The organism is Micromonospora sp. NPDC049374 (assembly GCF_040677165.1).
Lineage (GTDB): Bacteria > Actinomycetota > Actinomycetes > Mycobacteriales > Micromonosporaceae > Micromonospora.
The window spans coordinates 276,676-291,523 of the sequence record NZ_JBFAQH010000006.1 but is presented as its reverse complement, the minus strand read 5'-3'; the positions used below and the strand labels follow the sequence as shown (position 1 = coordinate 291,523).

Genomic DNA, 14,848 nt, shown 5'->3' with positions numbered 1-14,848 from the left:
CGCTATCCGGCCGGTCAGTTGGCCGCAGCGCCCGTATCCTGGCGGCGTGACCACGCTGGACCGCCTCTCCGCCGAGAAGTACATCCTCCTGACGACGTTCCGTAAGGACGGTCGTGCGGTGCCGACCCCGGTCTGGGCGGTGCGCGACGGCGACGCCCTGGCGGTGTGGTCGGCGGCCGACGCCGGCAAGGTGAAGCGGATCCGCCGCAGTGGGAACGTCACGGTGGCCCCCTGCGACGTGCGCGGCCGGCCGCACGGCGAGGCGGTGCCCGCCCGGGCGAGCCTCTACGACCCGGGCGCGACCAACCGCATCCGTGGCCTGATCAAGCAGAAGTACCGGGTGATCGGTCGGCTGACCCTGCTCGGCAGCCGGCTGCGCCGGGGCGAGGGCGGCACGGTGGGTATCCGGGTCGAGCTGACCGACTGACGGGCTGGCCGGGGCTCAGGGACTTCGCCGGCCCGGGCATGACGAAGGGCGGCGGAACGAGTCCGCCGCCCTTCGGGTAGCTCTGTTATCAACCGTGTGGTCAGTCCCCCTGGCGCTGCTGCGGAATCTGCCCCTGCAGCAGTGCCCTGACCTCAGACTCGCGGTATCGGCGGTGGCCGCCGAGGGTCCGGATGGCGCTCAGCTTGCCAGCCTTAGCCCAACGGGTCACCGTCTTCGGGTCGACACGGAACATCGACGCCACCTCGGCCGGTGTGAGTAGCGGCTCTGGTTCGTGCGTTCGCGATGCCATCGGTCACTCCTCCACATGTATAGACATCGGCCGGGGTCCCGCCGGCCGACGCGTCTCCCATGGTCCGGCTAGTCCCCGATGTCCGACATGGGCCGAACGGCCGAACGTCCCTAGACGGACGGATGAACCATGCCCGATTTATACGACTTTTACACGCCAGAAAGTAACTTATTCGGACTCATGATCACGGTTCGTGATGCGTCAACTACGAACCAGTCTCGCGTTGAGCCCTGAAATTAGGACATTAAGGGCCTAGTTGCAACGCTCCAGAAGTTGCACCGCGCGCCACCGGGCGACCAACTTGTCGTACGCCGCCGAGGCTTCCTCCGCCTCGCCCCGGGACAGCCCGGCCAGCCCGGCCGCGACCAGTTCCGGCGAGTCGTCCTCGGCCAGCGTCTCGTCGGAGAGCAGTTCCACCAACCCGCCGTAGTCGAGTTCCACCACCGAACGCGGGTGGAACTCCTCCAGCCAGCGGGCCGCCTCCTCGACCGCCTCCGTGATCGGTGCGTCGCCGACCGACTTACGGAGCACCGCGAGCGCCCGGGACGAGCGGCGGCGGGCCTTGGAGATCTCCGTCCGGAAGCGCAGCGAGCGCCGGTCCGGAACGGTGACGTGGTTGCGCTCCTGCGCCTCGAAGAGCACGAACCAGCGCAGCGGCACGCCCCAGGTCGCGATCTGTTCGTGCACCCGGGGGACGCCGTGCTCCAGCACCCGGGCACCGCTGCGCCAGTCCTCCACCACGGCCTTGGCCTGCCCGGCCAGCACCGGCGGCACGAAGGCGTCGGCCAGCACCGGCGGTACGCCGTCCCGCGCGCTCAACGCCGCCTCGGCCACCCGGATACGCAGGTTCCACGGACACACCAGCAGGGTCTCGTCGGTCTCCAGCACGTACGCCTCGTCCGGCAGGTCCGGCAGCCGCGTCCAACCGGCACCGAGCGCCTCGATCACCGAGGTCCGCTGCCGGCCGGGCCCCTCGACCGGCGCCACGGCCCGCCCCTGCTCGACGTAGCGCCGCCAGTAGGACTGGCGATCCCGGTCGAAGGCGGTCAGCGGCTCGTACACGCGCAGGTATGAAGCGAAGAGCGACGGCACGGCGCGATCCTCCCACGAACGGCAAGCCGAGCGTTGCTCGGCGTCATCGGGCGACCCGCGCCGCGCAGGAGCAACCCGGGCAAAGCCCCGCGCTGCCCCCTCGCCCGCGACGACGGCGAGGCCGGGACGGACTGCCCGCAGGGCGGGACGACGACTACTCGGGAGAGCGGCGCGACACGCGCCGATACTAGGCTCGCAACACCGGCAGCATCCCCGCCGGCGTTGACCAGGTCCGCGCCTCACAAGGGCGCCCGCCGACACAGGAGCCAGTCATGGGCGTATTCGCCACCACGGACGACCCGGAGTCCACGGGTCACGAGCAGGTCGTGTTCTGCCAGGACAAGCAGACCGGCCTGAAGGCGATCATCGGCATCTACTCCACCGCGCTGGGTCCCGCGCTCGGCGGCACCCGGTTCTACCCGTACGACAGCGAGGAGGCCGCCCTCGCCGACGTGCTCGACCTCTCCCGCGGCATGGCGTACAAGAACGCCCTCGCCGGCCTGGACCTGGGCGGCGGCAAGGCGGTCATCTGGGGTGACCCCGAGCAGATCAAGAGCGAGGCGCTACTGCGCGCCTACGGCCGCTTCGTGGAGTCCCTGGGCGGCCGGTACTACACCGCCTGCGACGTCGGCACCTACGTGCCGGACATGGACGTGATCGCCCGGGAGACCCGGTACGTCACCGGCCGCAGCCGCGAGCACGGCGGGGCGGGCGATTCCTCGATCCTCACCGCCTGGGGCGTGTTCCAGGGCATGCGGGCGGCGGCCGAGCACGTCTGGGGCGTACCGACGCTGCACGGTCGGCGGGTCGGCGTCGCCGGGCTGGGCAAGGTCGGCAAGTACCTCGTCGGTCACCTGTTGGAGGACGGGGCCGAGGTGGTCGCCACCGACGTCAAGGCACGGGCACTGGACTGGGCCCGCACCACGCACCCCCAGGTGCACCTCGTCGACGACGTCTCCGCGCTGGTCGCCGCCGACATCGACGTGTACGCCCCGTGCGCCCTCGGTGGCGCCCTGGACGACGACACGGTGGCGGCGCTGCGCGCCAAGGTGGTCGCCGGGGCGGCCAACAACCAGCTCGCCCACTCCGGCGTGGAGAAGCTGCTCGCCGACCGGGGCATCCTCTACGCGCCCGACTACGTGGTGAACGCCGGCGGTGTGATCCAGGTCGCGGACGAGATCGAGGGCTTCGACTTCGAGCGGGCCAAGCTGCGCGCCACCCGGATCTACGACACCACGCGGGAGATCCTCCGCCTCGCCGACACCGACGGCGTACCGCCGGCCGTGGCGGCGGACCGGCTGGCCGAGCGGCGGATGGCCGAGATCGGCCGACTGCGCACGATCCACCTGCGCTGACGACGCACCGTCGGGGGCGGGTCGTGTCCCGCCCCCGACGCCCCGGGGTCCGACCAAGGGGAACCGCCAACAGGGCGGTGGACGCGAGACGACACGCCGCAGCCCGGCCAATCCGGTTGCCGGTCGCTCTAAACTGAACATACGACGCGTTCGCGGAGATTTGCCCCGTGTCACGACCGATCTCGGCACCGCCCCTTACCGGGTACAATGGGTGACGTCCTGACAACCGCAACGCGCGGTCGTGGTCGTAGGTAACCCGAGGTGCCGAACGGTGGCATCCCCATGTACCGTAAGAGCCACGAGAGATGCCTGACGTCATCGGGGCCCGCCTTCGGGCTGCCCCGCATTCTGTGCGAGGGGGTCGAGCCATGGGGCGCGGCCGTGCTAAGGCCAAGCAGACAAAGGTGGCCCGGGAGCTGAAGTACCACTCCCCGAACACCGACCTCGCCGCCTTGCAGCGAGAACTCGGCGGCAGCGGCAAGTCGGACCGCAACTTCGACGACGACTACAAAGAGTACGTCGACGATGACGAGGACCACTCCGACGACGACCCGGACAACTGGGTCCGTCCGACCCGCTGACCCCCGGTCACATCTGAGCACGCGGTGACTGCCCGCGTGCTCACGCATGTGCCCGCTACGCAGCGGCGTGCAGCACCCGACGAGTCGAGGGCCCACCACGGCCGGACGATGCTCCGGCGGCGTGGCGGGCCCTCGGCACCGACCGGTCAGCGGGGACGGTTGTTCCAGTTGTAGAACGTCGGGATGTTTTCGAAGTGGTTCCAGGCGCAGACCGCGCTGGCCCCGTCGCCACCCGCCACCTCCGCCCGTAGTTGACGCGCGACCTCGGCCTCGTGGAGCAGGGCGTTGAGTCCGGCAGCGGCCTCACGCACCCGGTCGGCGACCCGGTCGGGCTCGTCTCCCGTCACGGTCTCAGGCTCCCGGTGACTGGTGGTCTCGGGCATGCTCCAACACTCCCTCCAGTAGGCGGATCTTGCTGTTGCGGCAGTGCTCGGTCTCCGTACCGTCAAAACGCCCCAGCTCGAAGTAGCGGTTGGCTGCGTGGCCTCCGCCACAGAAACCGAAATACGGGCAGGAGGAGCGACACGCCTCCACACCGTCGATGAACTCGCCGACCCAGGGTGTGCGCTCCGCGGCGGCCAGGATGGTGTGCAACGGGGTGGTGAGCACGCTTCCGCTGGAGAAGTCGCCGTAGCGGGGATCGGTGAAGCCGGCCAACTCGGGTGAGAGCACCACGACCGAGCCGTCGTACGCCACGGTCGGTATCGGGTCGAGCCGGCTGGGCAGCAGATCGTCCGCCGTCCCGTCCAGCACCGCCCCGGCGTACCGCAACGACCACTCCACCTCCCGCAGGTGGATCCGGGGATCCCGCCGCCAGGCCGAGACCAGCTCGGCCCAGAACCCGGTCACGGCCGGGGCGTCATGGGCGTTGTCCCGGGTGTTGACTCCCTCGGTCTCCTCGATGTTGACGCCGAGCACCTCGCAACCGAGGTCGAGGAAGTAGTCGTACAGCTCGGTGGCCCGTCCGGGGGACGGGTCGTTGACCACCGCGAGCGCCGAGAACGGCAGCCCGTGTCGACGCAACGCGGCCACCCCGCGGACGATCCGGTCGTACGCTGGTCGGCCGGCCCGGCTCACCCGCTCGCCGTTGCGCTCCCGCGGCCCGTCCACACTCACGCTCACCCGCATCCGGTGCCGGGCGAAGAACTCGCACCAGGCGTCGTCGATCAGGGTGGCGTTGGTCTGGACGTGGTGCTCCACCTCGGGCCCGAAGGGTGCCATCAGCGCCGCCAACCGCTCCCGGCCGGCGGCCAGCGGCTCTCCACCGTGCCAGACCACGGAGAACCGGTCCGTGGACGCCCACCGGTTCACCGAGGCGGCCACCGCCTCGGCCACCGCGACCGGCATCTGCCGGTCCGCCGCCCGAAACGGCAGGTAGCAGTACGCGCAGTCGAGATTGCAGAGGGTGGTGGGCTGCATCACGACGTACGACGGGACGGTGGCCAGGCCCCGCATCCCGCCCAATGACCGTCCCCGCGCAGCCATCGCCCTCCTCCGTAGCGGTCTTGGGCTGCCGGGCGCGACCCGGCATGGGCGCGCCCCCGCAGCTCTCGAGGGTGCCCTTCAGGCTAGGCCGCGACGGCCACTCGGGTGAAGCCCTGATCAGGTGGTCGGACGATCAGCGCAAAGTGATCATCCTCGGGTGTGCTGGCCGACCATCCGCACCTCACCGGTGCCCTCGATGATCTCGCCGACCTGCCAGGCGTCGACGCCCCGCCCGGTGAGCGTGGCCAGCGCCCGGTCGGCGTCCTCCGCCGACACGATCGCGAACATGCCGACGCCCATGTTGAAGGTCGCTTCCATCTCCGGGTCCTCGATCCGACCCTTGGACTGGACCAGGTCGAAGACCGGCTGCGGCTTCCAGGTCGACCGGTTGACCACGGCGTCCACGTGCTCCGGCAGGATCCGCACCAGGTTGCCGGGGATACCGCCGCCGGTGACGTGGGCCAGGGCCCGCACCTCGGCCTCCGCGATCAGCTTGAGGCAGTCCTGCGCATAGATCTTGGTGGGGGTGAGTAGTTCCTCGCCGAGGGTGCGCTGGCGACCGAAGTCGTCGATCACCACGTCCAGGCGCATCCGGCCGGCGCCCAGCAGCACGTGTCGGACCAGGGAGTAGCCGTTCGAGTGCAGGCCGGACGAGCGCATCGCGATCACCACGTCGCCCACCTCGACCCGCTCGGAGCTGAGGATGTCGCTCTCCTCCACCACACCGACGCCGGTGGCGGAGATGTCGTACTCGTCGGGGCGCAGCACGCCCGGGTGCTCGGCCGTCTCCCCGCCCAGCAGCGCGCAGCCCGCGTACCGGCAGCCGTCGGCGATGCCGGCGCCGATCTCGGCGACCTTGTCCGGTACCACCTCGCCGGTGGCGATGTAATCCAGCAGGAACAGCGGCTCCGCGCCGCAGGCGACCAGGTCGTCGACGACCATCGCGACCAGGTCGATGCCGACCGTGTCGTGGATGTTCATCTGCTGGGCGATCACCAGCTTGGTGCCGACGCCGTCGGTGGAGGAGGCCAGGATCGGGTGCTTGTACTTCGTGGTGTCCAGCCGGAACAGGCCGGCGAAGCCGCCGAGGTCGCCCATCACCTCCGGCCGGCGGGTCTGCTTCACCTTCGACTTGAGCAGTTCCACGGCACGGTCGCCCGCCTCGATGGACACGCCAGCGTCCGCGTACGAGACCGCGCGTTTGCGCGCCGGGCGGCCGGAACCGGCCGTCCATGGCTGACGGTCCCCGCCAGCGCCGCTCGGGCTGCTTCCTGCGCCGCTGCGCTCGGACACGTGCGTCACGGTTCTCCCCTTTGTGGTTCTCGGCTGTCGCGTCGACGGTGACCGGCACGGCAGCCGGGCGGTGCTACGGGCGGTTTGTGGTCGCCGACGGTTTGAGGTCGCCGAAGCTGCTGTCGAGTGGCGGGACGAGTTGCTCGGCGGGGTCGATGTCCTCGGCCGTACGGTTTGCGACCCGACGGCCGATCCCTTCGAGCACGTGCTTGCCGATCAGGTTGCCGACGGGCAGCTCGATCGGGTACTCCCCGTCGAAGCAGGCCCGGCAGAGCCGCGTTTTCGGCTGCTCGGTCGCGGCGATCAGGCCGGACAACGAGACGTAGCCCAGCGTGTCCGCGCCGATCGAGCGCCGGATGCCGTCGTTGTCGAGGCCGTTGGCGAGCAGTTCGGCGCGGGTGGCGAAGTCGATGCCGTAGAAGCACGGCCAGGAGACCGGCGGCGAGGAGATGCGTACGTGCACCTCCACCGCACCGGCCTCGCGCAGCATCCGCACGATCGCGCGCTGGGTGTTGCCGCGGACGATGGAATCGTCGACCACGACCAGGCGCTTGCCCCGCACGTTCTCCCGCAGCGGGTTGAGCTTGAGCCGGATGCCGAGCTGACGCAGCGTCTGCGACGGCTGGATGAAGGTACGTCCCACGTACGGGTTCTTCACCAGGCCGGCACCGTAGGTGATGCCGGACTCCTCGGCGTAGCCGATCGCTGCCGGCGTGCCCGACTCGGGCACCGGGATCACCAGGTCAGCGTCGACCGGGTGCTCCTTGGCCAGTTGCCGCCCGATCTGCACCCGGGCGGCGTGCACGTTGCGGCCGGCGATGGTGGCGTCCGGCCGGGCGATGTAGACGTACTCGAAGAGGCAACCCTTGGGCTCGGGGGCGGCGAACCTGGTGGACCGCAGCCCCTCCGCGTCGATCGCGATCAGCTCGCCCGGCTCGACCTCGCGGACCACGCTGGCACCGACGATGTCCAGCGCGGCGGTCTCGCTGGCCACCACCCAGCCGCGCTCCAGTCGGCCCAGCACCAGCGGACGCACGCCGTGCGGGTCGCGCGCGGCGTAGAGGGTCGACTCGTCCATGAAGACGAAGCTGAACGCGCCTCGCAGTTGCGGCAGGACCTCCAGCGCGGCGGCCTCGACGGAAAGATCCGGCCGGCTGGCCAGCAGCATCGTGACCAACGAGGTGTCGTTTGTCGAACCGTCGGCGCCCAGGCTGCGCTCGGCCACCTCACGCTGCAACTCGGCCGTGTTGACCAGGTTTCCGTTGTGTGCCAGCGCGATGGTCGTGCCCGAACTGGTCGCCCGGATGGTCGGCTGGGCGTTCTCCCAGGTCGACGCGCCGGTCGTGGAGTAACGCGCGTGCCCGATCGCGACATGCCCGCGCAGGCTGGCCAACGTCGGCTCGTCGAAGACCTGGGCCACCAGGCCGAGATCCTTGTAGACCACCACGCCGGAGCCGTCGCTTACCGCTATGCCGGCCGCCTCCTGACCCCGGTGCTGCAACGCGTACAACCCGAAGTAGGTCAGGTTGGCGACCTCCTCCCCCGGGGCCCAGACGCCGAAGACTCCGCACGCGTCCTGGGGGCCGGGTCGCTGGGGATCAAGGTCGTGGCTCAGCCGGCCGTCGCCTCGGGGCACCTGCCGCTCCCTCTTGCTGGTCTGGACTGGCCTGGCGGAACCACGGGGGTTGCTCCGCACCTCTCGGCCGGGACCACACTGTCGTCGCCTGACAGTGTACGCGAATCCATGTCGCCACATACAGTCACACTGTCACCGCTATGCGTCATCCGGTCTCAGCCGTCACCCCAGTTCGAGGGGCAGATACGCGGACAGGTCCGCGCGAGCCCCACTCGCCTTGACGCGACCCTCCGTAACCGTCCGGGTCCAGTCGAGTCGCCCCGCGGCCAACCCGAGCCAGGTTTCCGGATCCATCTCCACCGTGTTCGGGGGAGTACCGCGGGTGTGTCGCGGCCCCGGCACACACTGAACTGCACCGTAAGGTGGGACACGCACCTCCACCGATCGGCCGGGGGCGCGGTCCGCGAGGAGGGTCAACAAGGCCCTGACCGCCTCGCGGAGCACCGACCGTTCGGGTGCACGCCCCTCGTCGAGCGCCGACAACGCTGCCGCCACCGAGGCGGACTTAATGTACGGAGAGGACACGACGGGACGATACGGCGTGACCGCGCCGACCGTCACGCTGGCCCTGGGTCGCGCCGATCCGGCCCGACAAGGCATAGTTGCCGACGGCGTATTCGTACCGTGATGTTCCCCCGACCGGCACCCGCCGGACAGGGGAGGTCAGTCCGGAAGGCGGTGGACGTGTCAACACACCGACGAGCCTGGCACAAGCGGGCCGGTGTGGTCGTGGCGCTGATGATCGGCGCCCTGCTCGCCGCCCCAGCCACACCCGCCTTCGCCGCTCCCAACATCAACAACGTGTCGGCTTCCCCCAGCAGAGTCGAGGCTGGCAAGACCACCACGGTCAGCTATTCACTTAGTTTCGAGGAAGACGCACCGCCCGCAGACGTCACCGTCAGCTCGAACAACGGAAAGCTGGCCTGCGTCGACGGATGCGAGCGGCGCCGGGTCGACTCAAACGGCCAATTTCAGGCGACTTTCCGCCTCGCCAACGACGCCTCCAACGGAACGGCCACCATCACCGTCAAGGCTGTTGACGCCCAGGGGTTGGTCCGAGGAGAACAAGAAGCGTCGACCACCGTCACGATGGTTGCAGCGCCGCCGCCGACGACGCAGGCGCCGCAGACCGTGCGGTCGATCTCCGGCAAGGTCGTCGACCAGGGCGGTGACGCGGTGGCGGGCGCGTACGTCCTGCTGAAGGACAGCGCCGGCAAGCAGCGCGACACCACCACAAACGGCGACGGCAACTTCCGGTTCACCGGCAGCAGCGACAATCCGATCGCGCCCGGGCGGATCGACATCGGCGCGAGCGCCGACAACAAGAACGCCGTGGCGAGCTTCACCGCCAACGCCGGGCAGAGCATCACCGGACGGCGGATCACCCTCCCGATCGCGGCCTCGGAAAGCCCGAGCGCCAGCCCGTCGGCCACCGAGTCGGCGGTGCCGACCGAGGATCCGTTCGAGGACGAACTCGGCGAGGAGGAGGAGACCGCCGCCGAGAGCGCCGCCGCCCAGGCCCCTGCCTCCAACGAGGATTCCGGTGGCTTCGGCAACTGGCTGCTCATCCTGCTGGGCGGTCTCTTCGTGGCCGTCGGTGTCGGCACGATCGTGCTGCTCTGGATGAAGCGCAAGGAGAACGAGGACGGCGAACCCGACGGTGATGTTCCCGCCGGCGCTCCGGCCGGTGCGGTCCCGGCGGCCCGCGGCTCGTTCGTCGGCGCGGACGACCAGACCCGGGTGGTGAACCGGGTCGGTGGCGCACCGGACCCGACAATGGTCGGCGGTGCCGGGTTGGCCAACGCGCCGACGATGATGCACCAGCCGGTCGTCGACGACGTTCCCCCGGACCCGTACGGCGCACCGCCGCAGCCCTACGGTGCCGCGAGCGGGCCGGGCGGCTGGTCCGGTGGTGGTGGTTACGGCGACGAGCCGGGCGGCTACGGCGCTCCGGGCTACGGCAACGCCCCCTCGTCGGGCGGCGGCTACGGCAACAGTCCGTCGTCCGGCGGCGGCTACGGCAACAGTCCGTCGTCCGGCAGCGGCTACGGCAGCCGCGACTACGGTGCCGGCAACGCCGGCCCGGACTACCCTCCGGCAGGTGGCGGCTACGACGAGCCGACCGGCCGCTACAAGGGCGAGGAGACGGCCTACCCGGCCCCCGCCGACCCGTACGCCACCGGGATGTACCAGCCGGAGCCCGGCCAGGGCTACGGCCAGTCCGAGCCGGGCGGCTACGGGCAGGGTGAAGCCGGCGGGTACGGCCAGAGCGACCCGACCCGAGGCTACGGCCAGAGCGACCCGAACCGTGGCTACGGCCAGGGCGAGCCGGGCGGGTACGGCCAGAGCGACGCGACTCGCGGCTACGGCGAGGCTGAGCCGGCCGGTGGATACGGCCAGGGCGACCCGAACCGTGGCTACCCTCCCGGGCAGTCGGGCGGCGGCTACGGCGCAGCACCGAATGGCGGGTACGACCAGCCGGCCGGGGGCTACGGCCAGGAAGCCGGGCACCAGCGCGGTGGCTACGACAACACCAGCTACGACGGCGCTTACGACCAGGGTGGCTACGGCGGCCCGGCCGGCGGCGGATACGGCCAGGACACACCGCCACGCGGTGGGTACGACCAGGGTGGCTACGGTGGCGCCCCGGCCGGCGGCGGGTACGGTCAGGAGCCCCCACGGCAGCGCGGCGGTTACGACAACGGCTACGACCAGGGTGGTTACGGCCAGGGCGGCGGCTACAGCGACCCGGCACAGGCCGGCCGCGGCCGTCCCGACGGCGCACCCCAGGACCGCGGCGGTCGCCGCCTGGACTGGCTCGACGACTAGATCCTGTCGCAGTCCTCGGTCGAGCCGAGGACGCCGTCCATGCGGCGGCCGGCAAGGCCCGAGCAGTCGTCGCGGTGGTTCCGTCCTGGTCGGACGCGGGGAGGCACGGCACCAACACGAGGTGACGTGCCGCCCCCGGCGGTGGACGGGTAGGCCCCAACGCCCTGCACCGCCAGCGGTCAGGCGGCGGAGAAGACGCCCTGGCGGAGCAGTGGGATGACCGCGGAGGTGTCGACGCGTACCGCGATCTCGACGTCCTCGGCGAAGCCGCCCTCGATCAGCTCTCGACCGGAGACACAGCCCCGGATCGCCGCCGGTACGTCGGGGACGCTGGCCAGCGTGGCCAGCGCCATGGCCGCCTCCACCGAGAGCCCGCCGGGCGCGCCGGAGAGGGCGTCCAGCACACTGGCCGCGCCGAGCTGGTCCTCCACCGAGGGGCGCAACGATCCGTCCGGCCACCGTTCACCGGCGGCCACCACACCGACCGGGGCGGCGGTCGAGCCGTACCCCTGGCTGGTCAGCCAACGCCCGACGGCGCGGGCGTTGCGCAGGTTGGCCGCGACCACCGGTAGCCCGGTGGCGCTGGCGGCGGCGCTGATGGCCGATCCGTTGGGCGACGGCAGTACCAGGTCGGGTACCACCGGAGCCCGACTCAGCGCGGCCGGCGACAGCGACCACGGATGTTCGTGGGTGACCTGTCGGCGGCCGCTCGCGGCGACCGCGCCGACCCGACGCGCGTAGGCGGCGGCCTGCTCCCCCCAGGGGAACGGATGCACCCGCATCCCCCGCCCCACCGCCACCTCGACGGTGGTGGTGAACGACAGCACGTCCACCACCACCAGTACCGCGCAGACCCGGCCGAGTTCGGCCGCACCCGCCAGACCCCAGTCGAACCGGACCCCCGACCCGGGTTGGGCGGATACGGCCGCGGCCAACGCCTCAGCGCTCGTCGGGCGCGGGGGGCTGCTCGGTGTCACCGTGCTGCGGAGCGTCCGCCCCGGATGCCTCGTGGCTGCCCGCCGGGACGGCCGGATCGGCGGCCTCGGCCGACTGCGGGGTCGCCGCGACGCGACCGTCGCGCACCGGCGGGGTGGCCCGCTCGGCCGGTCGGTCGGCCGCCTCCTCGGTCGGATCCGCCGACGGAGCGGCCTCGGCCGACGCCGGTGCGGTCTGCACCTCGCCGGTCGGCTCGCCACCGTCCTGCTCGCCGTCGACCGGCTCGGCCTGCTGACGGGCGGTGGCCTGCCCGGGGGTCGGTTCAGGACCGGTCGTCGTTGCGCCGGGCGCGTCGGCCCGCGACGCGGCGTCGTGGGCGGCGGCCTGGTCGGCCCCGCCGGCTGGCGCGTCGATGACGACCTCGGCAACCGCCGGTGCGGTCACCTCGAACGGCTGCACGCCGCCGAACAGGGCCGGCAGGGTGCCGGTGTACGCCTCGCGCAGCTCGTCCAGGCCGATCCGGAACTGGCCGTGCACCTCCAGCGCGCCGGCCGTCGGGTCGGTCACGCCGATCAGCTCCCACGGCACGCCGTGCTCACCGCAGAGCGCGGTGAACGCCTTCTCGTGACCGCGCGGCACCGACACGAGCACCCGACCCGCGGACTCGCTGAACAGGAAGACGAACGGCATCGAGTTGCCCTCGAACCGCTCCGGCACCGCGATCCGGGCCCCGACGCCATGACGCAGGCAGGACTCGACCAGGCTCTGCGCGAGACCGCCGTCGGAGAGATCGTGCGCGGAGCTGAGGTGCCCGACCCGAGCCGCGTCGGCCAGCAGGCCGGCGAGCTGCTTCTCGCGCGCCAGGTCGACGTGCGGGGGTACGCCACCGAGATGCTGGTGGGTGACCCAGGCCCATTCCGAGCCGGAGAGTTCCACGTGCGTCTCGCCGAGCAGGAAGAGCTGGTCGTGATCGGCGCCGGGGCGCGGAACGAAGCCCGACGCCACCCGGTCGGCCACGTTCTCCAGCACGCCGAGGACGCCGACGACCGGCGTGGGGTGGATGGCCGCCGCCCCGGTCTGGTTGTAGAAGCTGACGTTGCCGCCGGTCACCGGGATGCCCAGCTCGGCGCAGCCGTCGGCCAGGCCGCGTACGGCCTCGGCGAACTGCCACATCACGCCCGGGTCCTCGGGTGAGCCGAAGTTCAGGCAGTCGGTGACCGCGATCGGCGTCGCCCCGGTCACCGACACGTTCCGGTACGCCTCGGCCAGCGCCAGCTTGGCACCCTGGTACGGGTCGAGCCGGGCGTACCGGCCGTTGCCGTCGACGGACAGCGCCACGCCCAGCCCGGTGCGCTCGTCGACGCGGATCACGCCCGAGTCCTCCGGCTGGGCGAGCACGGTGTTGCCCAGCACATAGCGGTCGTACTGCTCGGTGACCCAGGTCTTGTCGCAGAGGTTGGGCGAGGCGATCATGCGCAGCACGGTCTCGCGCAGCGTGTCCGGGTCGCTCGGCCGGGGCAGCGTCTCCGCCCGGTCGGCCTGGAGCAGGATCAGGTCCGCCGGCTCGCGCATCGGCCGGGCGTACACCGGCCCGTCGTCCACAAGCGAGCCCGGCGGTACGTCCACCACCAGGTGATCCCGCCAGGTGATGAGCAGCCGACCCGGCGAGCCGTCCGACTCGGGCGCGGTGACCTCGCCGATGGCGGTGGCCCAGACGCCCCACTTCTCGGCGGTCTTGAGCACCGCCTCCAGCTTCTCCGGCGCGACGACGAGCAGCATCCGCTCCTGGGACTCGCTGGCCAGGATCTCGTGCGGCTCCATCGAGGGCTCGCGCAGCGGCACCCGCTCCAGCCACACCCGCATGCCGGTGCCGGCGGAGGCGGCCGTCTCGGTCAGGGCGCAGGTCAGGCCGGCACCGCCGAGATCCTGGATGCCGACGACCAGTTCGGCGTCGTACAGCTCCAGGCACGCCTCGATCAGCAGCTTCTCCATGAAGGGGTCACCCACCTGCACGGAGGGGCGACGCTGCTCGCTGCCCTCGGTGAAGGTGGCGCTGGCCAGCACCGAGACCCCGCCGATGCCGTCCCGGCCGGTCTTGGCACCCATCAGTACCACCACGTTGCCCGGCCCGTTGGCGTCCTTCTTCTGCAGCCGGTCGACCGGCAGCACGCCCAGGCAGAGCGCGTTGACCAGCGGGTTGCCCTGGTAGCAGGGGTCGAAGACCACCTCACCACCGATGTTGGGCAGGCCGAGGCAGTTGCCGTAGCCGCCGACACCGGCGACCACGCCGGGCAGCACCCGGGCGGTGTCCGGGTGATCGGCGGCGCCGAAACGCAGCGGGTCCATCACCGCCACCGGGCGGGCGCCCATCGCCAGGATGTCGCGGACGATGCCGCCGACACCGGTCGCCGCGCCCTGGTACGGCTCGACGAAGCTCGGGTGGTTGTGCGACTCGACCTTGAAGGTCACGGCGAGTTCGTCGGAGATCCGTACGACCCCGGCGTTCTCCCCGATGCCGGCGAGCAGCCGGTCGCTCGGTGGGGCCTTCTCGCCGAACTGCCGCAGATGCACCTTGCTCGACTTGTAGGAGCAGTGCTCGCTCCACATGATCGAGTACATCGCCAGCTCGGACTGGGTCGGCCGGCGGCCCAGGATGTGCCGGATGCGGTCGTACTCGTCGTCGGCGAGCCCCAGTTCGGCGTACGGCTGGAGCTCCTCCGGGGTGCCCGCGGCGCGCGGCACGGTGTCCACCCCGTCGGCCCAGTCGGACACGGCGGCGTGCCGGGCCGGGGTGGCCGGCGGAGCGGCGGCCGGCTGCGGCTGCGCCGGGACCGCCTCCGGGTTGTCCCGCACCGGGTCCGGATGCGTGGTCATGACATCTCCTTGTTGCGCTCGCCGCCCGAC

13 protein-coding genes are annotated in these 14,848 nt (G+C 71.4%); 4 read left to right on the top strand and 9 right to left on the bottom strand.

The window, feature by feature from the left end:
• Window positions 1-46: 46 nt before the first annotated feature.
• Window positions 47-427 (top strand): PPOX class F420-dependent oxidoreductase, encoded by a 381-nt coding sequence (locus tag AB0J93_RS13305; RefSeq protein WP_203999126.1) that lies wholly within the window; start codon window positions 47-49, stop codon window positions 425-427.
• A 100-nt stretch (window positions 428-527) separates the two neighbouring features.
• On the opposite strand, the gene AB0J93_RS13300 is transcribed toward AB0J93_RS13305, so the two are convergent.
• Window positions 528-737 (bottom strand): BldC family transcriptional regulator, encoded by a 210-nt coding sequence (locus tag AB0J93_RS13300; protein ID WP_007073996.1) that lies wholly within the window; start codon window positions 735-737, stop codon window positions 528-530.
• Window positions 738-989: 252 nt separating this feature from the next.
• Window positions 990-1,829, bottom strand: coding sequence for a hypothetical protein (locus AB0J93_RS13295; protein ID WP_269740393.1), 840 nt, complete (start codon window positions 1,827-1,829; stop codon window positions 990-992).
• 272 nt (window positions 1,830-2,101) lie between these two features.
• Here AB0J93_RS13295 and AB0J93_RS13290 point away from each other — a divergent pair, with 272 nt between their 5' ends.
• Together AB0J93_RS13290 and AB0J93_RS13285 are read left to right on the top strand one after the other, a co-directional pair.
• Window positions 2,102-3,184: a Glu/Leu/Phe/Val dehydrogenase dimerization domain-containing protein gene (locus tag AB0J93_RS13290; RefSeq protein ID WP_363921359.1), complete on the top strand. Its 1,083-nt coding sequence runs from the start codon at window positions 2,102-2,104 to the stop codon at window positions 3,182-3,184.
• A 368-nt stretch (window positions 3,185-3,552) separates the two neighbouring features.
• Entirely contained in the window at window positions 3,553-3,765 is a 213-nt protein-coding gene (locus AB0J93_RS13285) for a DUF3073 domain-containing protein (protein WP_093403828.1), read from the top strand.
• A 146-nt stretch (window positions 3,766-3,911) separates the two neighbouring features.
• Here the strand turns inward: AB0J93_RS13285 and amcA are convergent, their stop codons facing one another.
• The 5 genes from amcA to AB0J93_RS13260 all read right to left on the bottom strand — a co-directional run bounded on the left by amcA (window position 3,912) and on the right by AB0J93_RS13260 (window position 8,704).
• Window positions 3,912-4,148, bottom strand: a complete 237-nt coding sequence (gene amcA / locus AB0J93_RS13280; RefSeq protein WP_363921357.1) for a multiple cyclophane-containing RiPP AmcA — start codon at window positions 4,146-4,148, stop codon at window positions 3,912-3,914.
• A complete protein-coding gene (amcB, locus tag AB0J93_RS13275; protein ID WP_363921556.1) occupies window positions 4,117-5,220 on the bottom strand; it encodes a cyclophane-forming radical SAM peptide maturase AmcB in 1,104 nt (367 codons plus the stop codon). Before amcB ends, amcA begins: the two co-directional genes overlap by 32 nt.
• A 177-nt stretch (window positions 5,221-5,397) precedes the next feature.
• Window positions 5,398-6,552: a phosphoribosylformylglycinamidine cyclo-ligase gene (gene purM, locus AB0J93_RS13270; RefSeq protein ID WP_363921355.1), complete on the bottom strand. Its 1,155-nt coding sequence runs from the start codon at window positions 6,550-6,552 to the stop codon at window positions 5,398-5,400.
• 64 nt (window positions 6,553-6,616) lie between these two features.
• Window positions 6,617-8,179 (bottom strand): amidophosphoribosyltransferase, encoded by a 1,563-nt coding sequence (purF, locus tag AB0J93_RS13265; protein WP_363921352.1) that lies wholly within the window; start codon window positions 8,177-8,179, stop codon window positions 6,617-6,619.
• 162 nt (window positions 8,180-8,341) lie between these two features.
• The gene (locus AB0J93_RS13260) at window positions 8,342-8,704 is read right to left on the bottom strand and encodes a sterol carrier family protein (RefSeq protein ID WP_363921350.1); all 363 of its coding nucleotides are present in this window, start codon (window positions 8,702-8,704) and stop codon (window positions 8,342-8,344) included.
• A 102-nt stretch (window positions 8,705-8,806) separates the two neighbouring features.
• Between AB0J93_RS13260 and AB0J93_RS13255 the strand changes: the two genes are divergently transcribed.
• Window positions 8,807-11,008, top strand: a complete 2,202-nt coding sequence (locus tag AB0J93_RS13255) for a carboxypeptidase-like regulatory domain-containing protein (protein WP_363921348.1) — start codon at window positions 8,807-8,809, stop codon at window positions 11,006-11,008.
• 179 nt (window positions 11,009-11,187) lie between these two features.
• Here AB0J93_RS13255 and AB0J93_RS13250 read toward each other — a convergent pair whose 3' ends face one another.
• Both AB0J93_RS13250 and purL read right to left on the bottom strand, forming a co-directional pair.
• Window positions 11,188-11,943: a 2-phosphosulfolactate phosphatase gene (locus AB0J93_RS13250; RefSeq protein ID WP_363921346.1), complete on the bottom strand. Its 756-nt coding sequence runs from the start codon at window positions 11,941-11,943 to the stop codon at window positions 11,188-11,190.
• A 4-nt stretch (window positions 11,944-11,947) separates the two neighbouring features.
• Window positions 11,948-14,818: a phosphoribosylformylglycinamidine synthase subunit PurL gene (purL, locus tag AB0J93_RS13245; protein ID WP_363921343.1), complete on the bottom strand. Its 2,871-nt coding sequence runs from the start codon at window positions 14,816-14,818 to the stop codon at window positions 11,948-11,950.
• Window positions 14,819-14,848 lie beyond the last annotated feature (30 nt).